The organism is Marinimicrobium hydrolyticum (assembly GCF_030848505.1).
Classification (GTDB): Bacteria; Pseudomonadota; Gammaproteobacteria; order Pseudomonadales; family Cellvibrionaceae; genus JAVDDU01.
This window is the reverse complement of sequence record NZ_JAVDDU010000005.1, coordinates 194,470-219,221: the sequence shown is the minus strand read 5'-3', so window position 1 is coordinate 219,221 and position 24,752 is coordinate 194,470. Positions and strand designations below refer to the sequence as shown.

At 55.6% G+C, this 24,752-nt stretch carries 26 protein-coding genes and 1 tRNA gene; 3 read left to right on the top strand and 24 right to left on the bottom strand.

Features of this window, described 5'->3' with window-relative positions; translation table 11 throughout:
- Positions 1-72: 72 nt before the first annotated feature.
- The 9 genes from thrC to RBH33_RS11335 form a co-directional block, all read right to left on the bottom strand.
- Entirely contained in the window at positions 73-1,470 is a 1,398-nt protein-coding gene (thrC, locus tag RBH33_RS11375; protein WP_306732310.1) for a threonine synthase, read from the bottom strand.
- A 34-nt stretch (positions 1,471-1,504) separates the two neighbouring features.
- The gene (locus RBH33_RS11370; RefSeq protein ID WP_306732309.1) at positions 1,505-2,809 is read right to left on the bottom strand and encodes a homoserine dehydrogenase; all 1,305 of its coding nucleotides are present in this window, start codon (positions 2,807-2,809) and stop codon (positions 1,505-1,507) included.
- A 116-nt stretch (positions 2,810-2,925) separates the two neighbouring features.
- Entirely contained in the window at positions 2,926-3,711 is a 786-nt protein-coding gene (locus RBH33_RS11365) for a DsbC family protein (RefSeq protein WP_306732308.1), read from the bottom strand.
- 93 nt (positions 3,712-3,804) lie between these two features.
- Positions 3,805-4,716: a site-specific tyrosine recombinase XerD gene (gene xerD / locus RBH33_RS11360; RefSeq protein WP_306732307.1), complete on the bottom strand. Its 912-nt coding sequence runs from the start codon at positions 4,714-4,716 to the stop codon at positions 3,805-3,807.
- A gap of 207 nt (positions 4,717-4,923) precedes the next feature.
- On the bottom strand, positions 4,924-5,280 hold the full coding sequence (gene rplS, locus RBH33_RS11355) for a 50S ribosomal protein L19 (RefSeq protein ID WP_473752979.1): 357 nt from the start codon (positions 5,278-5,280) through the stop codon (positions 4,924-4,926).
- Positions 5,264-6,100, bottom strand: coding sequence for a tRNA (guanosine(37)-N1)-methyltransferase TrmD (trmD, locus tag RBH33_RS11350; protein WP_306732354.1), 837 nt, complete (start codon positions 6,098-6,100; stop codon positions 5,264-5,266). The genes rplS and trmD overlap by 17 nt, the downstream gene beginning before the upstream one ends.
- 75 nt (positions 6,101-6,175) lie before the next feature.
- Positions 6,176-6,715 (bottom strand): ribosome maturation factor RimM, encoded by a 540-nt coding sequence (gene rimM / locus RBH33_RS11345; RefSeq protein ID WP_306732305.1) that lies wholly within the window; start codon positions 6,713-6,715, stop codon positions 6,176-6,178.
- Positions 6,716-6,728: 13 nt separating this feature from the next.
- Positions 6,729-6,998, bottom strand: coding sequence for a 30S ribosomal protein S16 (rpsP, locus tag RBH33_RS11340; protein WP_306732304.1), 270 nt, complete (start codon positions 6,996-6,998; stop codon positions 6,729-6,731).
- Between the two features lie 156 nt (positions 6,999-7,154).
- Positions 7,155-9,056 carry a beta-ketoacyl synthase gene (locus RBH33_RS11335; protein ID WP_306732303.1) on the bottom strand — a complete coding sequence of 634 codons (1,902 nt, stop codon included), beginning with the start codon at positions 9,054-9,056 and terminating at the stop codon, positions 7,155-7,157.
- 194 nt (positions 9,057-9,250) lie between these two features.
- Between RBH33_RS11335 and RBH33_RS11330 the strand changes: the two genes are divergently transcribed.
- Complete coding sequence (locus RBH33_RS11330) at positions 9,251-10,213, top strand: GlxA family transcriptional regulator (protein WP_373568261.1); 963 nt, start codon at positions 9,251-9,253, stop codon at positions 10,211-10,213.
- 111 nt (positions 10,214-10,324) lie between these two features.
- Here RBH33_RS11330 and RBH33_RS11325 read toward each other — a convergent pair whose 3' ends face one another.
- Positions 10,325-10,825 (bottom strand): Hsp20 family protein, encoded by a 501-nt coding sequence (locus tag RBH33_RS11325; RefSeq protein WP_306732301.1) that lies wholly within the window; start codon positions 10,823-10,825, stop codon positions 10,325-10,327.
- Between the two features lie 188 nt (positions 10,826-11,013).
- Complete coding sequence (locus RBH33_RS11320; protein WP_306732300.1) at positions 11,014-11,955, bottom strand: TIGR01777 family oxidoreductase; 942 nt, start codon at positions 11,953-11,955, stop codon at positions 11,014-11,016.
- Between the two features lie 99 nt (positions 11,956-12,054).
- On the opposite strand from RBH33_RS11320, the gene RBH33_RS11315 reads away from it, so the two are divergent.
- The gene (locus RBH33_RS11315) at positions 12,055-12,483 is read left to right on the top strand and encodes a universal stress protein (RefSeq protein ID WP_306732299.1); all 429 of its coding nucleotides are present in this window, start codon (positions 12,055-12,057) and stop codon (positions 12,481-12,483) included.
- A 93-nt stretch (positions 12,484-12,576) separates the two neighbouring features.
- Here RBH33_RS11315 and RBH33_RS11310 read toward each other — a convergent pair whose 3' ends face one another.
- The 10 genes from RBH33_RS11310 to thrS form a co-directional block, all read right to left on the bottom strand.
- A complete protein-coding gene (locus RBH33_RS11310; RefSeq protein WP_306732298.1) occupies positions 12,577-13,332 on the bottom strand; it encodes a SapC family protein in 756 nt (251 codons plus the stop codon).
- 218 nt (positions 13,333-13,550) lie between these two features.
- Positions 13,551-13,627: transfer RNA gene (locus RBH33_RS11305), tRNA-Pro, on the bottom strand.
- Between the two features lie 114 nt (positions 13,628-13,741).
- Positions 13,742-14,101: a MerR family transcriptional regulator gene (locus RBH33_RS11300; protein WP_306732297.1), complete on the bottom strand. Its 360-nt coding sequence runs from the start codon at positions 14,099-14,101 to the stop codon at positions 13,742-13,744.
- Positions 14,082-14,390 (bottom strand): integration host factor subunit alpha, encoded by a 309-nt coding sequence (gene ihfA, locus RBH33_RS11295; RefSeq protein WP_306732296.1) that lies wholly within the window; start codon positions 14,388-14,390, stop codon positions 14,082-14,084. The genes RBH33_RS11300 and ihfA overlap by 20 nt, the downstream gene beginning before the upstream one ends.
- 12 nt (positions 14,391-14,402) lie before the next feature.
- On the bottom strand, positions 14,403-16,781 hold the full coding sequence (gene pheT / locus RBH33_RS11290) for a phenylalanine--tRNA ligase subunit beta (RefSeq protein ID WP_306732295.1): 2,379 nt from the start codon (positions 16,779-16,781) through the stop codon (positions 14,403-14,405).
- Positions 16,782-16,865: 84 nt separating this feature from the next.
- Positions 16,866-17,906: a phenylalanine--tRNA ligase subunit alpha gene (pheS, locus tag RBH33_RS11285; protein ID WP_306732294.1), complete on the bottom strand. Its 1,041-nt coding sequence runs from the start codon at positions 17,904-17,906 to the stop codon at positions 16,866-16,868.
- 253 nt (positions 17,907-18,159) lie between these two features.
- Positions 18,160-18,519, bottom strand: coding sequence for a 50S ribosomal protein L20 (gene rplT / locus RBH33_RS11280; protein WP_306732293.1), 360 nt, complete (start codon positions 18,517-18,519; stop codon positions 18,160-18,162).
- Between the two features lie 38 nt (positions 18,520-18,557).
- Positions 18,558-18,755: a 50S ribosomal protein L35 gene (gene rpmI, locus RBH33_RS11275; RefSeq protein ID WP_306732292.1), complete on the bottom strand. Its 198-nt coding sequence runs from the start codon at positions 18,753-18,755 to the stop codon at positions 18,558-18,560.
- Between the two features lie 57 nt (positions 18,756-18,812).
- Entirely contained in the window at positions 18,813-19,367 is a 555-nt protein-coding gene (infC, locus tag RBH33_RS11270; RefSeq protein WP_306732291.1) for a translation initiation factor IF-3, read from the bottom strand.
- Positions 19,368-19,393: 26 nt separating this feature from the next.
- Complete coding sequence (gene thrS, locus RBH33_RS11265; protein ID WP_306732290.1) at positions 19,394-21,313, bottom strand: threonine--tRNA ligase; 1,920 nt, start codon at positions 21,311-21,313, stop codon at positions 19,394-19,396.
- A 145-nt stretch (positions 21,314-21,458) separates the two neighbouring features.
- Here thrS and RBH33_RS11260 point away from each other — a divergent pair, with 145 nt between their 5' ends.
- Positions 21,459-21,932 (top strand): EVE domain-containing protein, encoded by a 474-nt coding sequence (locus RBH33_RS11260; protein WP_306732289.1) that lies wholly within the window; start codon positions 21,459-21,461, stop codon positions 21,930-21,932.
- A gap of 365 nt (positions 21,933-22,297) precedes the next feature.
- Here RBH33_RS11260 and RBH33_RS11255 read toward each other — a convergent pair whose 3' ends face one another.
- The 3 genes from RBH33_RS11255 to RBH33_RS11245 are packed head-to-tail and all read right to left on the bottom strand — an operon-like array spanning position 22,298 to position 24,738.
- Positions 22,298-22,654: an FHA domain-containing protein gene (locus RBH33_RS11255; RefSeq protein ID WP_306732288.1), complete on the bottom strand. Its 357-nt coding sequence runs from the start codon at positions 22,652-22,654 to the stop codon at positions 22,298-22,300.
- A 20-nt stretch (positions 22,655-22,674) separates the two neighbouring features.
- Positions 22,675-24,342, bottom strand: coding sequence for a serine/threonine-protein kinase (locus RBH33_RS11250; protein ID WP_306732287.1), 1,668 nt, complete (start codon positions 24,340-24,342; stop codon positions 22,675-22,677).
- 39 nt (positions 24,343-24,381) lie between these two features.
- Entirely contained in the window at positions 24,382-24,738 is a 357-nt protein-coding gene (locus tag RBH33_RS11245; RefSeq protein ID WP_306732286.1) for an FHA domain-containing protein, read from the bottom strand.
- Positions 24,739-24,752: the final 14 nt, after the last annotated feature.

Genomic DNA, 24,752 nt, shown 5'->3' with positions numbered 1-24,752 from the left:
CCGACGGTCCCGCAGCAGGCTTCGCCAGGCCAGCTTAGTGTCACCCAACGAGCTTTTAAGCCCTATCTTGAGTTAAGAGCGAATACGCTGCTGCATGAAGGACTGTACCGCGCTCAGGTCCTGAGGCAACACCTCAAACCGTTCCTCACGCTCAAACAAATCGTTCATATGGTGAGGCAACTGCGGATCGGTTTCCTGGCCGGCTTTGCGTACCGCTTCCGGGAATTTCGCCGGATGTGCCGTGGCCAGACAAATCATAGGAATATCCTGCCGGCGGCGAGTCGCACGCGCAGCACGAATTCCGATCGCCGTGTGAGGATCCACCAGATACTCGCAGGTTTCGAACAGTTCATTGATGGTAGCCAGGGTTTCGTCATCGTCCAGCTTGTAGCTGCTGAACAATTCTCGCGCTTTACTCAAGGCGCTCTCGTCAAGATTCATAGAGCCCGACTTGAAGTCTTCCATCAAGTTGCGAATGGCGTCGCCATCGCGATCGTACAAATCAAACAACATACGCTCAAAGTTGCTGGACACCATGATGTCCATACTGGGCGACAAGGTATGCACCAATTGATGTTTGCTGTGATCATTGTCACTTAGGCAGCGATGCAGAATATCGTTGCTATTAGTACCAATCACCAGTTGATCGATGGGCAGACCCATGCGCTTGGCCAGATAACCGGCGAATATGTCCCCAAAATTCCCCGTAGGCACAGAGAACGACACCGGCCGCGCTGGCGAACCCAGGGCCAAACCGGCGTAAAAGTAGTAAACGATCTGAGCCATAATGCGGGCCCAGTTGATGGAGTTCACCGCAACCAACTGACGGCCTTCGGGCAGGAAGGATTGATCACCAAAACTGGCTTTAACCATGTTCTGGCAATCGTCGAAATTACCTTCCAGCGCAATATTGTGCACATTGTCCGCGATCACCGTCGTCATTTGCCGGCGTTGCACGTCGGATACTCGGTTGTGCGGGTGCAAAATAAACGTGTCTATGTTGTCGCAATTGCGGCAGCCTTCAATGGCGGCTGAGCCGGTATCGCCAGAAGTCGCGCCCATCACCACCACTTTTTGATTGCGCTTTTCCAGCAGGTGATCCAGCAAGTGCCCCAGGAACTGTAGCGCGAAATCTTTAAAGGCCAGGGTGGGCCCTTGAAACAATTCCAACACCCACTCGTTGTGCCCAGTTTGCACCAGTGGTGCAATGGCTTGATGGCGGAATTTGCTGTACGACTCGGCGATAATCGTTTTCAGTTCTGCATCGGGCACAGCCCCATCCACGAACGGCGCCATAATTTTAAACGCCAGTTCTTCATAGGACAGTGCACTCCAGGAAGCGATTTCTTCCTGACTGAAGTGCGGCAGAGTTTCCGGCACATAAAGACCGCCGTCGGGTGCCAGCCCAGTAAGAACCACGTCTTCAAAGGACAGTGCTGGCGCTTGTCCACGGGTGCTGATGTATTTCACGCGCTTACCTGTTTGTAAAGGTTAATCGGTACACTTACTTGAGCGGTTCCACACGAATACGGGTGATGGGACCGGTAATAGAACTCAGTGATTCAATCTTAATGATCGCTTCCACCAACTGTTTTTCCACGGCGCGATTGGTCAAGAGAATCAGTGGCACAATCTCCTGCTCGTCTTTGGCCTCTTTTTGAATCAAGGCTTCAATACTGATGCCGGAGTCGCTAAGAATCTGAGCAACTTGAGACAGAACGCCTGGTTTGTCCAAAGCGGACATGCGCAAGTAGTAAGCCGTTTCCACGTCTTCAATAGCGAGGATCGCTTTGTCGCGCAGGTTTTCCTGCTGAAAACCCAAATAGGGAACCCGGTGTTCTGGACTGGCAGTCAAAGTCCGAGCCACATCAATGATGTCCGCCAATACCGCTGAAGCGGTCGGCTCAGCACCGGCGCCAGCGCCGTAGTAAAGCGTGGGGCCAACCGCGTCGCCCTTCACCAGGATGGCATTCATAACGCCATCGACGTTCGCCAACAGACGGCTTTTGGGAATCAGCGTCGGGTGAACGCGCAATTCAATACCTTCGGGCCCACGCCGGGCGATACCCAGGTGTTTAATTCCGTAGCCCAGCTCCTGAGCGTAAACCACATCCTGAGGCGATATCCGGCTGATACCTTCGGTAAAGACTTTGTCGAATTGCAGCGGAATGCCGAACGCGATAGAAGCGAGAATCACCAGTTTGTGCGCCGCGTCTATGCCTTCAACGTCAAACGTGGGATCCGCTTCGGCATAGCCCAGCTCCTGAGCTTCTTCCAAAACTTCCGAGAAGCCACGGCCCTTATCGCGCATTTCCGTCAGAATGAAATTACCGGTGCCATTGATGATGCCGGCCAGCCATTCGATATTGTTGGCGGATAAGCCTTCGCGGATTGCCTTAATAATGGGGATGCCGCCGGCCACGGCCGCCTCAAACGCTACGGTCACACCTTTTTCATTGGCGGCCGCAAAGATTTCATTGCCATGCTCAGCAATCAGTGCCTTGTTGGCAGTGACCACGTGTTTGCCATTGGCGATGGCCCTGAGAATTAGCTCGCGGGCCGAATCAATACCGCCGATCAGCTCCACCAGAATATCGATTTCGGGGTTGTCCGCCACCTCAAAAATGTCGTTGGTGACGTTCAGACCATCCAGACTGCAATTGACGTCGTTGCGCCGTGTGGCCACCTGGGCGATAACCATTTCGCTTCCGGCCCGGGCGTTAATCACGCGGCTGTTGCGGGTCAACACATTTACGGTGCCGCTACCTACGGTGCCGAGTCCGCATATACCAATTTTTACCGGTTTCAAACGTCAATCTCCAATGTGAGTGTGTCATGCTGTCGCCGCAACCCAAGCGGGAGTGCGGCGACGCAAAAGACGGCAACCTTACTGAGCCAACCTGAGAGTGTCAATAAGCGCCAAAATCAGTCCAATTCCAACATGCGGGCTAAATCAGCGGGGGGCAGATAGCCCGCCACTAGACGACCATCGGGCATCAACAACGCCGGAGTACCGGAAACGCCAAGATCTGCTCCCAGCCGGAAGTGTTTGGCCACCGGGTGATCGTCGCAGGACTTCCCAGGAACGGGCTGCATATGCTTTAAACGATCCATGGTGCCTTGCTGATCGTCGGCACACCAGGCGGTAACCAGCTTTTCGCCAGAACTGCTGTTGACCCCGGCACGGGGGTAAGCCAGGTAACGAATTTCGATGCCCAGGTCCCGATAACCGGGTAGCTCCCGGCCTCCGTCACGGTAGGCTTCAATTTGTTGGTGCAACCGGCGGCAGTAACCACAATCCACGTCGGTGAATACATAGACCACCGCTTTGGTCTCACCTTCTGGTTTAAAGTCAATGGATTCCGAAGGATCAAGCGCGGCCAGTGCCTCTTGGCGCTTCTCTACCAGATAGGGATCTTCGACCCGGCTGAAGCCACCGGGACCAATGGCCAGCAGATCGCCCGCGATCATCATGTCACCTTTGGGAGTGACATACAGTATCGGGCCGCCGACCACCTGCACTTGATACAACCCTTCAATGGGAGAAGGCCTGACCTCGCCGAGGTTCAAATCTGGCCGCGCCTCCAATAGGCGCTCGCGAATCACTTCCGGCGCCTGACCAGAGTTTTGCTGCCCCTCGGATTTTTGCTCTGCACAGGCCACATTCAACATCAGCAATCCCAGCAGCGCGATGATCGATTTATTCAACATACAATTTCACCAACTAGTTTCAGAACGGATTACGGATCTGGGAAAGGATACCCAGCGAAACGCCAACTATCCTTTTCCTGCCTTTCAATTTTGCTAGCCCCGCGGATGATGCTGAGCGTGCTGTTCTTTCATTCGAGCGCGCGCCACGTGGGTGTAAATCTGGGTGGTGGATAGGTCGCTGTGCCCAAGCAGTAACTGTACCACACGTAAATCGGCCCCGTGATTTAGCAGGTGGGTAGCGAAGGCGTGACGCAGCGTGTGCGGCGACAGTGGTTTATCAATGCCCGCCACCTGAGCCCAGTGTTTGATCCGATACCAGAATGTTTGCCGAGTCATGGGCTGAGCACGCAAGCTGGGGAACAGAACCTCTTCCGGTCTATTGTTCAGCAGTACCGGCCTGGCCTCACGTAAATACCGCTCCAGCCAATCGCTGGCCTCCTGCCCCAAGGGGATCAACCGCTCCTTGCTGCCCTTACCCATCACACGAATGACACCCTGTCGCAGGTTGAGTTGCGAAAGCGTCAATCCCACCAATTCTGACACTCGTAAGCCGCAGGCATAAAGGACTTCCAGCATGGTTCTATCCCTAAGGCCCAGCGGGTCATCCAACTCAGGCGCTGCCAGCAATTTTTCGACGTCCGCTTCGGTAAGCGATTTCGGCAGTGCCCGAGGCAGCTTTGGGTTATCCACCGAAGCGATGGGATTTTCCGTCAGCACCCCTTCGCGCAGCTGGAACCTATAGAAGCCTCGCGCACAGGATAAAAACCGTGCCGTGGATCGGCTCGAAAAATTCTTCTCATAGCGATGCGCCAGATACCCCAGAAACTGGCCATGGGAAACTTGAATGAGTCCGCTCCCCTGCCCCACCAACCAATTGGCATAGGCTTCCAGATCCCGCCGGTATGAACTGAGCGTGTTTTCGCTCAAGCCTTTCTCCATCCAGGCGGCGTCCAGATAACGCTCCAGGATAAGGGATTCTTCGGGTGGCAAGGTGGCGGCAGTCATGGCGCTCAGTATAGCGCGAATGGCGCTCTAAAAGACCGAGTTTATAGACTTCCAGCGTTGGACGAAGTGCCACAGGTCACCACCTACAAAAAAGCCGGAGCAGTTTCCCGCCCCGGCTTTTTTACTGAACTGTACGCTAGTCTGGAAAGGATGCCCCGCGCGCAGGGCATCCTTTCCTTCAGTGCAGCTAACAATCTGCAGTAACGCTTAGCCCAATTTTTCTTTAATACGAGCAGCTCGACCAGTCAGATCGCGCAAGTAGTACAGCTTGGCCTGACGCACGTCGCCGCGACGCTTGATCTGGATGCTGTCCACTTGACGACTGTGAGTCTGGAAAGTCCGCTCAACGCCGACACCGTGGGAGATCTTGCGCACGGTAAAGGCAGAGTGCAAACCGCGGTTGCGGCGGGCGATAACAACACCCTCATAGGCCTGCAGGCGCTCGCGATTGCCCTCGGTTACTTTTACCTGTACGACAACGGTGTCGCCAGGGGCAAAGTCGGGGACGTCTTGTTTCAGTTGCTCGTTTTCCAGCTCCTGAATGATTTTATTGGTCATGGTCATTCTCCTGAGAGTCTGTAGCTTCACAGCTAGAGTTAGTCGTTGGACCGATCCGCGCCTCGAAAGAAGTTAACGGTTTCTGGTCATGATCAAGGTCCCGACGAAAGTCCGTCAGCAGCACCTGCTGCTCCTTGGTTAAAGATTTTGCTTGCAGTAAATCTGGCCGTTTCAGCCAGGTCCGCCCTAACGCCTGTTGTAGGCGCCAGCGCCGAATTCGTTCATGGTCTCCAGACAACAGCACGTCCGGGACCGGCCTGCCCTCGAATACTTCGGGGCGGGTATAGTGCGGGCAATCCAGCAAGCCCTCGGCAAAAGAATCTTGCTCCGCTGACTGAGCGTGCCCCAGTGCACCAGGAATCTGCCGGACTACCGCGTCGATCATTACCATCGCGGGTAGTTCACCACCACTGAGCACGTAATCTCCGATGGACCATTCCTGGTCGATCACGGTCTCCAGCAGCCGTTCATCAATACCTTCGTAACGCCCCGCCACCAGCACCATATTGGAGTAGGTACTCAGTTGGCTTACCCCTTCCTGAGTCAGGGGCCGCCCCTGCGGCGACAGGTAAACCACCGTGGCTTCCTCGCCAGCCCAAGCCTTGGCCGCCGCAATGGCATCGCGCAAAGGCTCGACCTTCATCAACATGCCGGGCCCACCACCGTAGGGCCGATCATCCACGGTGCGGTGCTTATCGCGCGTAAAATCGCGCGGATTCCAGCATTGCAGGGCAACCAGGCCCTGACTCACCGCGCGTCCGGTAACGCCATAATCAGTTACCGCACGAAACATCTCGGGAAAGAGGCTGACCACCGCCAATCTCAGCGGCTGCTTATCGGCTGCCTGTGGCTGATCCACGCCGCCGCCCCCTTCCAATCTTGTTCATTCGCTGGGCCGAAATCAAAACTCCGGATCCCAGTCCACCTCTATCATGCCCTCTGCCAGATCCACCCTTAGCACATAGTGCTCCGGCACGTAGGGAATCAACCGTTCCCGCTCGTCAACACTCTGCGCATCGGGCGCCACTACGAGTACGTCGTTGGCGCCGGTTTCCATCAGCTTGGAAACACACCCCAAGTCCTGACTCTGCCCCTGGTATCGACTGATGACTCGCAGCCCTTGCAGTTGATGCCAGTAGTAGTCACCGGCGTCGAGAGCCGGCAATTGCGCCCGCTCTACGGCAATGACTTGGCCCGTATAATGGGCGGCCAAATCTCGGTCATCAACGCCCTTCAGATGGATAACGTATCCCTTGCCCTGGGGGCGGGAGGCGTCAATCTCTACCTGTTTTACGCCGTGGGGCGTTTTTAGCCACCAGGGGTGATAGGCAAACAGGTTGTCAGCGGGTTGGGTAAAAGACTGGACTTTGAGCCAGCCTTTTATCCCGTACACGCCGGCAATACGCCCAACATCTATCAGTTTGGAGTCACTGCCCGGCATGTTAAAAGCGGCCTTAAGCTGCTTTGCCTTCCGGTGACTGCTCTTTGCGGCCAGTTTTGACCAGGTCAGCAACACGCTCACTCAGCTGCGCACCTTGACCAACCCAGTAGTCAATGCGGTCCAGATCCAAGCGCAGACGCTCTTCCTGGCCACGGGCGATGGGGTTGTAGAAGCCCACGCGCTCGATAAAACGACCATTGCGAGCACTGCGGCTGTCGGTGACGGACAGGTGGTAAAACGGACGCTTCTTGGAGCCGCCACGAGCCAAACGAATAGTTACCATTGAGGACTTTCCTGTATTTTCCCAGTTTGGCACCGACGGAATTGGCCGGCACCCATGAAATTTTAAATCCACACCCACATAGGGCGCGAAAGGCGCAGTATTTTAAGGGATAGAGTGAGCTTTGTATAGCCTTTCCTGACTCTGAGCCAGGGCGCGTTAGGTCATATCCGCAAAGCGGTTGGGCAGTTCCAGGCTAATCTCCTGCTCAAAGCCGGGCACATTGATCGACTTGTCGCTCAATGTGAGGTCCGCCTCGTCAATCAAGCCTTCGCCAAACTGATAAATGGTGTCAAAGCGACCCTGGAGCGCGCCAGCGTCGTAAGCGGCCGCGCGCGCGCGTACCGACTCCCGCCGCTCGACATACGAATTGACGGCGCTCTCGCCGTGACGCTTGCGCATCATTCGATCCACTACTCTGGGCGCCAGCACGCTGGCGGTGGCGTTATTGCCGCCAAAACCCTTGGAATTGAGAAAAACCACATCCAGAGGATTGTCTCGGCGATCCAGGTCAGCGAGCGGAATTTGCAGTCGCTCACCCAACACATCATCCGCAACCCGATCAATGGTCTTAATACCCGGTATCCAACCATGCTTGAATACCCCGAGCGAGGTGATCAGTTGTTCACCACTGGCTGGAGACAGAGAGTGCCCCACAAAGGCTTTTACGGCGGAAACAGGCCAGTTTTCAATGCCGAACACCCGCGCCACCCGGTCGAATATTTCCGATTCGCTGACTCGGTTCTGAGGCGTACTGGAGCCATGCGCCTGCACCATGGAGCGTTCACGTATGCCTTCATCGCCCACAATGGCCCGAGCCGAGGCGACCGCTTTGGCCATAGTGATGTAGTTACCCGGCCCCGGTGCGGAGATGGATTTTTTGAAACCATCAGCATTAATGAAAACATCGTTCACTGCGCCGTGAATATCCGCACCCAGTTCCAAGGCCAGAGCATCATCCATTAGCACCACATAGGTGCTGGCTTCCGCGATGGTAAACCCACAGTTTTCCCCGAAAGGCCGGCTGGAGCGACGCAGGTCGGTAGTGTCGCCACCATCGATTTTCTTCAGCTTATCTTCCTGGGCCAGCGCACCCATGGTGGCGTAGCCATCAATAATTTCGGAGGTTATCGGCGCTTCCGCGTTGCCCACAATAGCCACCCGACAGCGGCCATTGACTATGTCCTCCACGGCCGCACTCAAGTTATAGAGGAAAGAGGCGCAAGCACCGGCAATAGCGCCGGTATGACCCACGCTGCCAATGATATAGGCGTTAACAAAATCCGCCGGCATGCTGTTCAAGCCCAGAGGACACTGTTTGGTGGAAACCCTACTGCCTTTTAGACGCGACTGCAGCAAACCGCCAAAACCCGCCTCGTCCATTTGACTCATGACATTACTGGCGTACACGCTCACCTGATCAGGGCGGATTGAACTGGCAATCTCCGCCCAGGGAATACCCACAGATTGCACGGCGTCGGACGCGCCGATAACCGCCAACTGCAGAGCGCGAGGATGAAAACGAGAGTTGTACAGAGCGCCGGGGTCGAAACCGGCGGGCAATTGACCAGCGGATTTCACCGCCAAATCGCGGTAACTATCCAGCTTTACCGCCAATGGACCGGCAACGGTTACTTGCACCCGTCGATTATCCAGTTCCACTACCTTCCAATCCGCGGGCAGCGGCTCGGGCACTTCCCGCTCATCCATTTCAAATCGAAGTGGCTCCGCATCTCCGGCCAGCACGGCGGACTTTTGCCAGGGCACCGCATCCACATCAAAAAAACCGGCTTCAATGCGGCGTATCAAAGTCCCGTCGAGCACCTGTTGACCAAAACGAGCTTCTATATCGACGAGGCTACACGCTTGGTCGTCACTGTCCCGATAGGCGCCTTCGGTATAGGTCACTAAGCCCATCATCACCGCTAGGCCCGCCAGGGTCTCCTGCCGCTCAGCGTCGGGCAGGCTTTCCAGCACCATGCGCCTGTAAGCGTGGTGGCCAGACGCACGGCCAGCAGCGTTGAAACCGCCAAAGCCCACGATCACCGGTAATGCGGACATAGGTAACTCCAGATGTAAAATCGCCGAATAGGACGTCGTAGAGTTTATGGCCAAGGCCGAACCTTGTCATGGACAATTTGGCCAAAAAATATGGTATTTTGGCCACATGCTTCGCCCCTTACGAATTGGAGACAAAGATCGTGAACCAGGCCCTGCCCACCAAGGTTCGAATCACTTTTTTGTTGAGCGACAACATGCTCGCCACGAGCGCCACCTTGCCCATGGAAATGTTGCTCACCGCAGAGAGTGCGGGAGGCATCGTCAATCGAAAAAGTGCGCATAAAACCCGTATTGAATTGCGTACCGCCGGCATTGAAGGGGCGCCGGTCAACACCCGTGCAGGATTGACCTGGACGCCGGAACTGACTCTGGAAGAAACCGAATCCAGCGATATTGTGTATATCCCAGGCTTGTGGCGCAATCCGAGGCCTGTGGTACGGCGCCACCCGGAGGTGCTGCATTGGTTACGGAAGCAGCATGAGAATGGTGCTCTGATCAGTGCTGTGGGCACGGGCGTATGTTACCTGGCCGAGGCTGGCCTTCTGGACGGCAAGGCGGCCACCACCCATTGGCACTACTTTGACCAGTTCCACAAGGACTACCCTCTGGTACAGCTAAAGCGCCAATACTTTATTACTCAAGCCGGCAATCTTTACTGCGCCGCCAGCGTTAACTCCCTGGCGGATTTAACGGTGCACTTTATCCAGCGTCTTTACGACAAAACCATCGCCAGCCATGTGGAGCGACACTTCTCTCATGAAATACGACGCTCCTATGAAAGCACCGGTTACTTCGAGCAGGCACGCAGCCGGCACCCGGATGAGGACATTATTCAAGTGCAAATATGGCTGCAGGACAACTACCCGAGAGACGTTGTCCTGAGCCAGGTGGCGGAACGCTTCGGCCTGAGTGTGCGCACGCTGAACCGACGTTTTAAAGCCGCGACTGGCCAAACCCCTATTCAGTATTTGCAGGAAACGCGCATTACCAACGCGCGCGGTTTGTTAAAAACCAGTAATCTTTCCATTAACGAAATTGCGGATAAGGTGGGCTATCAAGACACCGGGTATTTTAACGCCCTGTTCAAAAAACTATTGGCCACCACACCGGCGGAGTACCGGGCCACCGTGCGAGCCAAACTATTCAGTGCAGAGTGAATAAACAAAGCGGACAAAAAAATGCGCTGGCCGGGGTTAGGAGCCAACGCTAAAGAACGCTAAAAATAGGAGGGGCGAGCCCACCCGAGCGGGCGGCTCGCCAGAGGTCTGTTACGCGGCTGCCGTGTCCTTATCAGCGCGCGGGACTTGTTTGATATCCGCTGATTTTTTGGAGCCTTCGTGCTCCAGAGAATCTTGAATTTCAATAGTCCGGGGCTTCATGGCCTCTGGAATTTCACGCACCAGGTCCACATGCAAAAGGCCATTTTCAAAGGTGGCACCCTGGACTTTTACATAGTCCGCCAGTTGGAAATGCCGCTCGAAGTTGCGCGCAGCTATCCCTTGGTGCAAGTAGGTGCGCCGCTCGTCGTCGGCTCGCTTGTTGGCGGACACGGTTAAATTGTTTTGGTTGACCTCAATGTTCAATTCTGAACGATCGAAACCCGCTACGGCCATGGAAATCCGGTACTGATCTTCCCCGGTTAATTCAATATTGTAGGGCGGGTAGCTGGGCTGATTCTGATCGGCGCGGCTCAGGCTGTCGAGCATCGACGCCATACGGTCAAAGCCAATGGCTGAACGGTACAGTGGAGAAAAGTCAAAATTACGCATCGCTATATCCTCTTGCTTGAGCAATATATTGGTGACCCATCACAATGATCGGGTCGTTAGTGGTTTCTCACCGCAGGGGAAGTGCCAAGCATTGGCGCCACCCCGCTGCGGCGCGTACCCCTCCAAAGAGCGGGTACAACACTTAAGTAGGGGCGAGGAAAACTATTTCAAGCGTGAGCGAGAAAAATTTATCGGGAAGTGCGCCGAGACGTGTGCAGAACGTCCTCCAGGGCCGGCCCCAGCTCCGGGAATTCATATTCATAGCCGTGAGCGGGTGCCACTTCCGGCAGCACTCTTTGCCCGGCCAGCAACAGCTCGTCGGCCAGCTCGCCCATCAACAGACGCAAGCCAAAACCTGGTACTGGTAAAAGCGACGGGCGATGAAGGGTCTTGGCCAGGGTTCGAGTAAAAACGCGATTGGTCACTGGATTGGGCGCGGTGCCATTGACGGGGCCTACCAAGGACGAGTTGGATAAACACAACAGGATGATTCCAATGAGATCGCGCCGATGAATCCATGACATCCACTGGCGACCGTCACCCAAGCGCCCCCCCACGCCAAACTTGAAGGCCGGCAGCATGGCTTGGAGTGCGCCGCCATCAGGCCCCAGCACCACACCCGTGCGGATCCGGCACACACGGGTACCTCGATCGGTAAAACGCTCAGCGGCCGCCTCCCAGTCGCGGCACAGATGGGATGAAAAGCTATCGTCACTCAAATTGCTGCCTTCGGTAATCGGCCTGTCTCCCTGGTTTCCATACACGCCGATGCCACTGCCATTAACCAGCACTTCAGGGAAGTCACCCACGCGCTGAAAGTATTCAAAAAGTGCCTCGGTGGTGCCAATTCGGCTGCGCCGTATCTCCGCCTTGAGGCGCTCGTTCCAGCGCCGGGCGGCCAGCGGTTCTCCGGCTAAATTGATCACGCCACCAAACGTGGCGTCCCCCAGGTCATCGAGCTTGGTCACGAGTTCAACCTGTTCGCCTAGGCGTTTTCTGGCTTTGGAGGGATCGCGTGTCAAGGCGGTGAGTGGGTGGCCCAGCTCCTGCAGTCGTGCACACAGTGGCGTACCAATAAAACCCGTGGCACCCGTCACCAGTATGCGGGGATTGCTAACGAGCCCAGCCATGAGAATCTCCTTACGTTGACTCCATTTAACTCCGTTGCTAGGGAACCAGCAAATCCGAAGTGCTACACTTACTATGCCACAAACAGATGAGGAGTACCTATGCCCGGTTATGGCACAGTCTTGGTCGCGCTGGATTTGACGGAGGAATCAGAAACCGTATTGCGTCACGCACGCAGGCTCTGCGCTGAGGACTTCAGCGGGCTGCACCTGGTCCACGTGGCCGAACATCCGGTGACCGGTTACGGCAACATGACCGGCAAGAACCATCGGGTTAGCGAACTCCAAGTGCGCCAGCAAATATTTCCGCGTCTAAAAGCGCTGGGAGAAGATCTGACCACCGATCAACTGCATATTGCTTTTGGCGATCCCGCCGACGAGGTCAACTTGCTGGCGGAGAAGCTGGGGGCCGACGTTATTGTGACGGGCAGCCACGGTGAACGAGGGATTCGGCGCCTGCTCGGCTCCACCGCCAGTAGTATTGCCCACCACGCTAACTGCGATGTATTGACGGTTCGCATCTCAGGATAAGCCCCAGACACAAAAAAGGCCCGAACGCATCAACGTTCGGGCCTTTTTGTTACTGACTTTTAACTTCCTTCTACACCGGCGTCGCGCTAGCCATTAAGCACTCGCAGAAGCACCTTTTTTGGCGTACTTGTCTACCAGCATATTCAGATTCGGCAAGGACTGGAGGTGGCTAAAAATGAGCTCCAGACCGTCCTTCTTGAACAAGTCCAATACATCTTCGTCTTTCAACGCTTTCAAGCGCTCGCGGTTGACCACGTAGAAGCCAGTAAGGCTGAAACCTTCCTCGTCACTGCCCTCTTTGGCCTTGATGTTGGCTTCCATAGGATCGAGAAGGTTGAGGTCTGCCAGCTTCTTGCAGAACACGCTGGTAAGCTCAGCGCGGTGCTGGTAATCCCTGAGGAATTCCATAGTCTGCTTCAGCTCTTCGGTCTGCTCGCCCTGATCGTTAAACAGACGACGACCTTCAGTGCCGTCCTTACTCCAACCCTCATAGGTGTCGTCAATGCACAGAGTCAGATTTTCGTTTTGACCGGCGTTGGCGAATACGAAGGGATAACGACGGACGAAACCCGGCACAAATTTCAGTGCCATACGCTTGTTCTCGTCCAGCATCAGGTTCTCGCCTCTTTTTAGCCCGACCACTGCCAGAGGTACGAAATCGCCATCTTGTGCGGTTTTAGCGAAAATCACCGGGAGTTCACGAGCCACTTGCACGATCTCGCTGGAGACCAGGGGCACGGAATTGATTTCGCTCACGAAACTGTGATCTTTGATTTCAACACTCCAGTTGCGGTGTGTCTCACTGGAGAGCGGCAGAATTTCGTTGTAAATCAGAAGTTGTTTTGACACGAGTTTACCTCATTGTTATTAGCGGGCGACTCTGGCCCCGAGCTAAGCAAAGTGCGGATACTAGCATCTTCTTTAGGGCCTTCACCAGTACACAGGCGTAAACCAGCCTGCCTAAAAGACATGTCCTATTTCAAAATGAAGAAAAAATACAGGTAAGATCAAAGGCGCCACTGTATGGGCACCTCAAACGGGTGGTGTCGTGCAGGGAAAAGAGAAAATGGTCGGAACGACAGGATTTGAACCTGTGACCCCCACACCCCCAGTGTGGTGCGCTACCAAACTGCGCTACGCTCCGATTTTGATGCTGTGACTCGCCTTATCGCATGGGGCCTTGGGGAGGGCTCCGGTCACAGGGATGGGCATAATACCTCAAATTTTCAGGATTGCAAGGGCCGCACGGGGGCTCGCATTAGCGAACTTTCAGGACCTCAAGCACCTGCTCCAACTCGGCAATCATTTGACTCACCAATTGCCCAAATTGGCTGGCGTCTTGCTGGGCGCCCTCGCCCTCCATCTGCTGGCGAGCGCCGCCGATAGTAAACCCCTGATCGTACAGTAGGGCTCGAATCTGGCGGATGGTCAGTACATCCTGACGCTGATAGTAGCGCCGGTTGCCCCGTCTTTTGACCGGCTTCAACTGGGGAAACTCCTGCTCCCAGTAGCGCAGCACATGGGGTTTCACCGCGCAAAGTTCACTCACTTCGCCTATGGTGAAATACCGCTTGCCGGGAATGACCGGCAATTCGTCGTTATGGCTTGGTTCCAGCATGGGCTTCTACTTTGGCCTTTAGTTTTTGTCCTGGACGGAAGGTCACCACACGGCGTGCGCTGATGGGGATTTCCTCCCCGGTTTTGGGGTTACGCCCCGGCCGCTGGCTTTTATCGCGCAGATCAAAGTTGCCGAAACCGGATAACTTTACCTGTTCGTTATTTTCCAGCGAGCGCCGAATTTCCTCAAAAAACAGCTCGACCAATTCCTTGGCTTCCCGTTTATTCAAACCAAGCTCTTCGTAGAGCTTTTCGGCTAAATCCGCTTTTGTAAGTGCCCCGCCCGACATATTATTCGTTCCCTATCTGAGGGTGGCATCAAAGTCTGACTGTAGATGTTGAACCACCAAGTCCACAGCAGCGTTGATTTCATCCTCGGTAAGAGTGCGCGATGGATGTTGAAAGGTCAAGCCCAGCGCGACACTTTTTCTATGTGGATCAATACCTTTGCCCATGTATAGGTCAAACACCTTTAAGTCTATAAGGTGCTCACCGGCGTGTTTTTCGACGCATTTCAGTACCTGATCGGCAGCAGTTTCCCGCGCCAACAGGAGTGCCAAATCCCGCCTGATGGCCGGGAATCGGGACAGGGGCTTGAACGCGGGCAAACGCGCTTCCAGGAGCGCCCACTGAGCCACCTCGAACACGTACACCGGTCGGGGGATATCCAGCGCTTGCTGGAGCTGCGGATGCACCGCACCCACAAAACCGGCCAAACGATCGCCCCGGTACACCGCGGCGCACTGGCCTGGATGCAGAGCCGGGTGGCTTGCAGCTTGGAAACGGAACTCGCCCTCGGCCCCCGTCATAGCCAGCAGGGCTTCCAAATCGCCTTTGATATCGTAAAAATCCGCCGGATCTTGAGAGTTGGCCCACTCCTCGGGTTGCCGGTTGCCGTAAATCAAACCGGCCAGCATGGGCTCCTGCTCCAGTTCGTCTCCGCGCAAGATAAAGCGCAGTCCAGACTCAAACAACCGCACCCGCTCCTGCTGGCGATTGAGGTTGTGCTGGAGCGTCTTAACCAGCCCCGGCAGCAAACTGGTACGCATCGCCCCCATATCCGCGCTGATGGGGTTCTTCAGGGTTACGGGGTCGTTATCGGGATCAAACTGACGATTGAGTTCCGGCTCGATAAAGCTGTAGGTCACCGCTTCCTGGTAGCCCCGAGCGACCAGTTGGCGGCGCAGAGCGGGCAGACCTAGTTGACGTTCAGCGTGAGCCGGTACCGGCAGCGGCGCGGCCAAGCTGCGCGTGGGCAGGCGGTTGTAGCCGTAAATGCGGGCCAGCTCTTCCAGTAGATCCACTTCCAAAGCGAGATCGAAGCGGTAGCTGGGCACACCAAATACCCAGGCGTCCGGGCGGCGCTCTTCGAGCGTAAGACCCAAGCCCAGCAACATGGCTTCTATGTCTTCATCGGCGATCTCTAAGCCGAGCGCCGCGCTAATACGTCCCCGGCGCAGTGTCACCTGCCGTGCTTGCGGCAAGTGCTCGTCATTCTTGGCTTCTACCAAGGGACCGGCCTCGCCGCCGACGATCTCCAGCAGCAGCACCGTGGCGCGCTCCATGGCATCCAGCTGCAGTTGGTAATCCACACCACGCTCGAACCGGTGAGAGGAGTCCGTGTGCAGCCCATAGCTCCGTGCGCGCCCCGCAATGGCGAGCGGATGGAAGAAGGCACTCTCCAGCAAAATGTTTTGGGTAGCACCGGTAACGGCGCTGTGTTTGCCGCCCATGATACCGGCCACGGCCAGCGCCTGTTTGGCATCGGCGATTACCAGGGTGTCGGCGTTGAGGGTCAGCTCCTGACCGTCCAGCAGAACCACCTGTTCACCCTGTTCCGCCATGCGAACGTCAATACCGCCTTCCAGCTTTGCCAAGTCGAAAGCATGCATGGGCTGGCCCAACTCCAGGAGTACGTAGTTGGTGACATCCACTACGGCATCAATGGGCCGCAAACCCGAGCGGCGCAGTTTTTCCTGCAACCAGAGCGGGCTTGGACGGCTGATATCGATGTTACGAATGACCCGGCCCACATAGCGGCTGCACGCTTCAGGAGCATTCAACACCACCGGCAAACTTTCCGCGGCCGTTACGGGCACTGGCGCTATGGCCGGGGGTGTGACTTCGCAGCGGTTCAGTACTGCCACTTCTCGGGCCAACCCCTTGATGCTCAGGCAATCGCTGCGATTGGGCGTCAAGTCCACTTCGATAATCTGATCATTCAGCTGCAGGTAATCCCGCAAATCCGTTCCCACAGGCGCGTCGGCGGGCAACTCCCAAAGGCCGTCGTCATCGTCTCCCGCCTGCAGCTCTGTCTGAGCGCACAGCATACCGAGCGATTCCACTCCGCGCAGTTTGGCTTTTTTAATCTTGAAGTCGCCCGGCAACTGTGCGCCCACCAGGGCGAACGGAATTTTGATACCCGCACGTGCGTTGGGTGCACCGCAAACTACCTGGCGCACGCCTTCGGAATCACCAGCTACCTGGCAAACGCGCAGCTTGTCGGCATCTGGGTGCGGCTCGACGGAGAGAATTTCACCCACGACCACACCGTTAAAATTGCCCGCAACCGCTTCGACGGCATCCACTTCCAGGCCGGCCATGGTGATCTGGGCGACCAGTTCATCCGTGCTTAGGTTGGGCTTCACCCATTCGCGCAACCAGGCTTCACTTAGTTTCATAGTCAGTCTCTAGAAATCGCTAGAATATTTGTCTTATCGATACCGGTCTCCGCCGCCGTGCAAAAACGCAAGCGCCGGAGAGACTTAGAATTGCTGCAGGAACCGCAAGTCGTTTTCAAAAAACAACCGCAGATCGTTCACGCCATAGCGCAGCATGGCCATGCGCTCTACTCCCAACCCAAAAGCAAAGCCGGTGTAGATCTCGCTGTCTACGCCGCTGGCTTCCAGTACATTGGGGTGCACCATGCCGCAGCCCATGATTTCCAGCCAACCGGTGTGCTTGCACACTCGGCAACCTTTGCCGCCGCAGTGGGTGCAGCCGATGTCCACTTCCGCCGAAGGTTCGGTAAACGGGAAGTAAGATGGCCGAAAGCGCACGGGAACGTCCGCCTCAAAGAACGACTTCAGAAATTCATCCACCGTGCCTTTGAGATCGGCGAAGCTAATGCCTTTATCCACCACCAACCCTTCGATCTGATGGAACATGGGTGTGTGGGTCAAATCCGAATCACAGCGGTACACGCGCCCGGGACAGATAATGCGAATGGGTGGTTGAGTATTTTCCATCACCCGCACTTGCACTGGTGACGTGTGGGTACGCAATACGAACGCTTGATCGCCCTTGGCAAAGGCGCTGTCATTCACGTAAAAGGTATCGTGCATGGCTCGGGCGGGATGGTGAGCCGGGATATTGAGCGCTTCAAAGTTGTGGTAGTCATCCTCCACTTCCGGGCCCACTTCCACTCGGTATCCTGCGGCCGCGAATATGGATTCTATGCGCTCCAAAGTGCGGGTAACGGGGTGCAGGCCGCCGCTTTGACGTTCGCCCCGGCCGGGCAGAGTCACATCGATGGTTTCTTCCGCCAGACGAGCGTCGATGGCGGCTTTTTCCAGGCTTGTTTTGCGGGCGCTGATAGCGTCCTGAACCTGGTCTTTGGCGTGATTGATTTTGGCACCAGCGGCGGGTCGCTCTTCAGGCGAGAGCTTACCCAGGCTTTTCATTTGGGCGCTGATGCTGCCTTTCTTGCCTAGGTATTCCACCCGCACCCGATCCAGTGCCTGAAGGTCTTCAGCGTCTTGTACGAGTTTGAGCGCCTCTTCGGTGAGCGCAGTAAGATTTTCCATCAGTTATTCCACAAATGGTGGTTTCTAATAGTTGGAGCAGCCAAGAGAGGGTGCCCTGCATTTTGGGACCCTCGGAGGCAGGAAGCCGACGCGGAGCGTACAGGGACGTATGTACAGCGTGTCCCAAAGTGCAGGGCACCCTCTCCCAGCTGCTTCATATAGCCGTAAACTAAAAAGGGAGAGGCCTCGCAGCCCCTCCCTTTCATCGCACTTGTTGGGGGCTCTTAACTAACCCCTAACCCGTTATTGACGATTAAGCAGCCAGAGCTGATTTAGCCTGTGCAACAACGGCCGCAAATGCGTTTTTGTCGTGAACCGCCAGATCGGCCAGAACGCGACGGTCCAGAACGATGTTGGCTTTCTTCAAGCCCGCGATTAGCTGACTGTAAGTCAGGCCTTCAGCGCGGGATTGAGCGTTAATACGCGTGATCCACAGAGCACGGAAATTACGCTTCTTATTGCGACGATCGCGATAAGCGTATTGACCGGCTTTGATAACAGCCTGCTTGGCTACCCGAAATACCCGCGAACGGGCGCCGTAATAACCTTTAGCAGCCTTAAGAACTTTTTTATGACGACGACGCGCCTGCACTCCACGTTTTACACGAGCCATGTTTCTCTCCTCTCAAAAATTGAATTTTTCGACGCGACTCAGTCGTGGCGAAGCATACGTTTAACCGCCGGAACATCCGCATCGTTGAGGACGCTGGTGCCGCGCAACTGACGCTTACGCTTGGTGGTCATTTTTGTGAGGATGTGGCTCTTGTTGGCGTGCTTGTGCTTATAGCCTGCGCCAGTCTTCTTGAAGCGCTTGGCGGCGCCACTGTGTACTTTAGCTTTTGTTGCCATGGGAAAAACTCCGCATTAATAATAGATAATCCAGTAACAAGGCAGCTAAAAGCCCGGCTACTTTCGCTTTTTAGGGGCGATCACCATAATGAGCTGCCGGCCTTCCATTTTTGGCTGTTGCTCTACAGTGCCCAGCTCCTCCAGGTCCTTTTCGATACGGTGCATAACATCCATACCCAGTTCCTGGTGAGCCATTTCCCGGCCGCGGAATCGCAGTGATACCTTGGCCTTGTCCCCGTTCTCAAGGAAACGTATCAGGTTGCGTAGTTTGACCTGATAATCTCCAGTCTCCGTCCCTGGTCTAAATTTCATTTCTTTAATCTGCTGCTGCTTCTGCTTCTTCTTGGCAGCGGCTTTGGTCTTCTTGATCTCAAACAGATGCTTGCCATAGTCCATGATCTTACAGACTATGGGGTCACTATCGGGCGATATCTCCACCAAATCCAGGTCGGCGGCCTGGGCCGTCTTCAGAGCCTCTTCCAGCGGGACTATGCCCACTTGCTCTCCATCGGCTCCTACCAGCCTGACTTCTCCGGCTTCTATCTGATCGTTAATCCGGGCTTTCTTGGACTTTCCTTTAGCGGTTGGTCGTTTGATAGTTGTCTTCTCCATTCTGTTTAAAGATACAAGCAGAGGCCCTAGCGCTCCACCCGGCCCCGTCGTTTGACGTCAGCAGCCAGATGTTCCGCAAAGGCTTCGATACTCATGACACCCAATTCCTCACCTGAGCGCGTACGCACCGCCAGGGCGTCGGATTCCATTTCCTTGTCTCCAATAACCAGGAGATAGGGGATCCGCTGAATTGTATGCTCGCGGATTTTAAAGCCGATCTTCTCGTTTCTCAAGTCCGAAATGACCCTAAAGCCTTTATCGGTGAGGGTTTTTTCAACTTTTCGAGCATATTCGGCCTGATTGTCGGTAATATTGAGCACCACCGCCTGTTCGGGCGCCAACCAAGCGGGGAAGGCGCCTTCGTAATGTTCTATCAAAATACCGATAAAACGCTCAAATGAGCCCAGTATGGCCCGGTGCAACATAACCGGCACCTGACGAGAGCCATCCTCGGCCACATATTGGGCGCCCAGCCGGCCCGGCATGGAGAAATCCACCTGAATAGTGCCGCACTGCCAAACGCGGCCGATGCAGTCTTTCAGGGAGAATTCGATCTTCGGGCCGTAGAAAGCGCCTTCTCCCGGGAGCAGTGTCCACTCCAGCCCCTTGGCGTCCAGCGCTTCGGCCAGCGCCTTCTCGGACTTATCCCAGACCTCGTCACTGCCCACGCGTTGCTCGGGGCGTGTGGAGAGGCGGATAATCAGATCTTCGAAACCAAAGTCCGCGTAAACCTGGTACAGCAGGTCGGTGAACTGAGACACCTCTTCCTGAATCTTGTCTTCGGCGCAGAAAATATGCGCATCGTCCTGCACAAAGCCGCGTACTCGCATCAAGCCCTGCAGAGTTCCGGAGGCCTCGTTACGGTGACAGCTCCCGAATTCGGCCAGGCGCAGCGGCAGATCCCGGTAGCTTTTCAAACCCTGGTTGAATACCTGTACATGACACGGGCAGTTCATGGGTTTAACGGCATAATCCCGGGATTCCGACTCGACGGTAAACATGTTGTCGCGGAATTTGTCCCAGTGGCCGGAACGCTCCCACAGGGTGCGATCAACGATTTGCGGTGTGCGGATTTCCTGGTAGCCATTGGCGCGCTGCACCTGACGCATATACTCTTCCAGCGCCGTATACACAGACCAACCCCGGGGGTGCCAAAACACCATGCCCGGCGCCTCTTCCTGGATATGGAACAAGTCGTATTTTTTAGCCAGTTTGCGGTGGTCACGCTTTTCCGCCTCTTCCAGGCGGTGCAAGTAGGCTTTCAGCTCTTTCTTGCTACCCCAGGCGGTGCCGTAAATCCGCTGAAGCATTTCATTGTTAGAGTCGCCGCGCCAGTAAGCGCCGGCCACTTTCATCAACTTGAAGTATTTCAGTTTGCCGGTAGACGGCACATGGGGGCCGCGGCACAGATCTTCAAAATCGCCCTGACGGTACAGAGACAAGGCTTCGTCAGCCGGAATGTCTTCAATAATTTGTGCTTTGTACTCTTCGCCCAAATCGCGAAAGTACTTAACGGCTTCATCGCGCGGCAATACGCGGCGGGCCACAGGCAGGTCGGCCTGGGCCAGTTCGGCCATTTTCTTTTCGATCGCTTCCAGATCTTCGGGCGTAAACGGCCGGCTGTAGGCGAAGTCGTAGTAGAAACCGTCCTCAATCACTGGGCCAATGGTGACCTGAGCTTCGGGGAACAGCTCCTTCACAGCCTGGGCCAACAGGTGTGCGGTAGAGTGGCGAATCACCTCAAGACCTTCTGGGGACTTTTCGGTGATAATGGCCACTTCCGCGTCACGGTCTATGGTGTAGCTGGTATCAACTTCCTTACCATCGACAGTGCCGGCCACAGCGGCTTTCGCCAGGCCCGGGCCAATGTCGGCGGCTAGATCAAAAATGGAAATCGGCTGGGGAAATTCGCGTTTGGAACCGTCGGGAAGACTAATCGTGGGCATGAGCGATCCTGTTTCAGTGGTGACCCCTACCAAAGGCCACTTGATTGACTATCTCCGGCCAGATGGCCGGAACTGCGTAAAGGCGGGCAGTATATAAAACCTGGCGCCAGTACGCCACCGAGCGCCGCAACAAAGAGGAAAAGACGTGAGCAAGTATTGGCTGTTTAAATCCGAGCCGGATGTGTACGGGATTGACGATCTAAGCAAGGAGCGGCAAGGCATTGGCCGCTGGGACGGTATTCGCAATTACCAGGCTCGCAATTTTCTGCGTGACCAAGTCCAGGTGGGTGATGAGGTCTTTGTATATCACAGCCAATGCAAGGTGCCGGGAGTGGCCGGCATAGCGCGAGTGGTCAAGAACGCCTACCCGGACCCAGCGCAGTTTGATCCAGAGAGTGATTACTTCGATCCGAAAGCCAGCCCCGACCAGCCTCGCTGGTACGCCGTGGATGTTCAGTTCGTGGACAAGTTTGCCCAGGTAGTACCGCTCAAAGCCCTGAAGCAGGAAACGGCATTGGAAGATATGGTGTTGTTGAAACAGGGGCGTCTGTCGGTGCAACCGGTCAAAGCATCTGAATGGCAGCACATTGTAAAGCTCGCCCAGCGACAATCGCCTTAATGGGTGTCATTCCCGCGCAGGCGAACTGGTGTCCGGAATAAATAATCGAATTAACAACTTCGTAAGCTAGCCCTCGGGCCGCGCAGGGTGAGTGTTTCAGCAAACGTCGTAAACCCCTCCCTGGGGACTGCCTCAAAAGGTCCCTCTTTTGAGGCTTGCTGAAACACTCACCCTGCACGGCCCCCTTGCATCAGGCCATCGAGCTCTTTTTCAATTCCCCACCCCATAGCTGGGATCGGCCTCAAAAGCTGGATCCCCGCACTCGCGGGAATGACGAGGACGTTCTGATTTAGGGACGAGGAGGATGTAGTGTGTGAGTGCATGGCCGTGAGTCGACACCCTGGGTATGCTATCAACTACTACACTTACTGATCGGCCAGCATGTGTACGGTGCGATCCAAGTTCTGCTCTTCATGATCCACAAATTTGAACTCATTCCAGGCAATACGCAGAGTGTCATTGTGGTGTAGGCGCCGTCGGCCACTGATTTTCTGGCCGTTCACAAAGGTCCCGTTGGTGCTGTGCAGGTCTTCCAGGTAATACTCCCGGAACTGCGGAAAATCAGCATTGGTCTCGGCAATAATACGCGCGTGGCGCGCACTGACCGCACCGTCATCCAGTTGTATATCGCTGCCCGGATGGCGGCCCAAGTGCAAACTGCCCTGAGGCACGTCGAATTTATTGGCGACGACGTCATCGATCAATTGTATTAGCTGTGCCATATTTCACCTTTTTTTTGGATTCAGAAGTCGCGCTCAATTGCCTTGCTGAGCGCCCGCGCCATATCCGTCGCACTGGCGTAACGACTCTCCGGTTCCTTTTGCAGAGCTTTGTTGATTATACGAGTGGCACTGCGAGGCAGTTGTGGACGCAGGTCACGAATATTTTTATGCCGCCCTTGCACGATCTGGTAGCTGAGCTCGGCGATGTTCTCACCACGGAACGGGAGCGCCCCACTCAAAAGCTGATAAAAGGTCACTCCTAAACTGAAAATATCGCTCTGTTCTCCCGCTCGCAAACCGCGTAATTGCTCAGGAGACATATAGAGGGGGCTACCAAAAATCTCTCCCGTTTGGGTCCGGGCGCTGCTGGCGATTCGAGCGATACCGAAGTCAGTCACGGTAACTTGATTTTGCTCCGGCCGATACAGAATATTGCCGGGCTTGATGTCCCGGTGCACCACCTCCTGGCTGTGGGCGTAAGCGAGGGCTTCGGCCACCTGCAAAGCCACCTCGTAAACTTTGCGGATGGGCAATAACTTCTCTGGAGCTGCAAATTGACTCAGGGGCTCACCCTGAACGTAATCCATCACGATATAGGCCAGCTCCGGTTCTTCGCCCACATCATAAACGGCGACGATGCCCGGGTGGCGCAAGCGCCCCGCCGCTTCCGCTTCTCGGAAAAAGCGCGCCTTCACTGCTTCGCGCTCGGCGCTATCGAAGTGAGCATAATTCAAAGTTTTAATGGCCAATGGGCGCGCAATGTGAGGATCGTGAGCCAGGTAAACGATCCCCATGGCCCCTCTTCCCAACTCCCGCTCAATTTCGTAGCGGCCCAAGCGCGTTGGCGTGGGGGGAATATCCAGTACCAGCGTTTGCGCCATATCCCGCGCTTCCGGTGCCTTGGGCGGCTTCTGCAAACTGGCTAACCGTTGCTCCACATCCCGGTAACGCCGGCGCCGCTGCTGAAGCAGAGCGTACACGCGGCGCGCATCGGCGACTCGCCGCTGCTCTTCATGCTGACGCGCTTGCTGGTACAAATCGGTCAGTACTTCCGGTGAAATCGGGCAAGCCGCCAAAGCCGTACTGGCTCCTATCCAGTCGCCCTGCTGCATTTTAAGTGCGCCCAGTTCCCGGCTGGTGGACTGATAACGGCGTTGCCAAACACCCTGGCAATACCAACAACCGACCAACAGCAGCCCCAACCACAGGTATTGTGCACTGAGCCCCAAAGGCAACCAGTAATTGCGGGCAATCGCGGCTCCTAATTGGGCTGCCATCAGCACCACAAACACCAGTAAGGACGACAACAGTGCAACGCTCAGCCGTAACTTCGGAATCAGAAGACACACGAATGCGGTCAGCAAAAGCGCCAGAACTGAATGAGCGGGATCAAACCACCAGGGGGTTTGGGGGCTCGTCACCCAACTGGGCGACGCGGATTCTGCTTCTAAAAACTTCGGCAGCTCTCCTACTTGTGTCCACCAAAGTGTTGGCGCTGAGGATGTAGCCTGACTCCAGGCGAAGTAAACCGGATCGTCGGCCAGGGTGACCGTCAGAGAAGCCAGGGTGCCGTCGAGCCATTGCAGGGCTGGATAGGAAGGCGGCGCCACAACCAGCCACAGCCCCAGCAGTAATGCCAGAGTGCGCAGATTCAATAGGCTGATGAGCCGTTCGAGCAGTGCTGTCATGGCGGGCCGTAGTTATTGCGATCGAGCCTGATCCAAAAATTACTCGGCGGTGTAATAAACGCCGGGAATCCAGCTCTTCTTTATTTTAAGGGTTTTTTGCAGCGCGTCGGACAAGTTGTCCAGAAACTGCAGATCGTGAGTGCCAATAACGACGGTATCGTCCACACCAATGACGCGGTTCGACACCCGCTGACCGTTCACAAACACGCCATTGGTGCTGTCCAGATCCCGGATCTGGTAGCCCTCGGCGGTTTTCTCAATCACCGCATGGTGGCCGCTAACCGTGGCATCGTCGATCACAAGCTGATTATCCGAGCTGCGCCCGATCGTCAGGCTGTCGGCGAGCTCATAATGACAAATGCTGGCCCCGTTGAGCTGATGGTGGATATACGGCATGGCGTGGCCTCCCT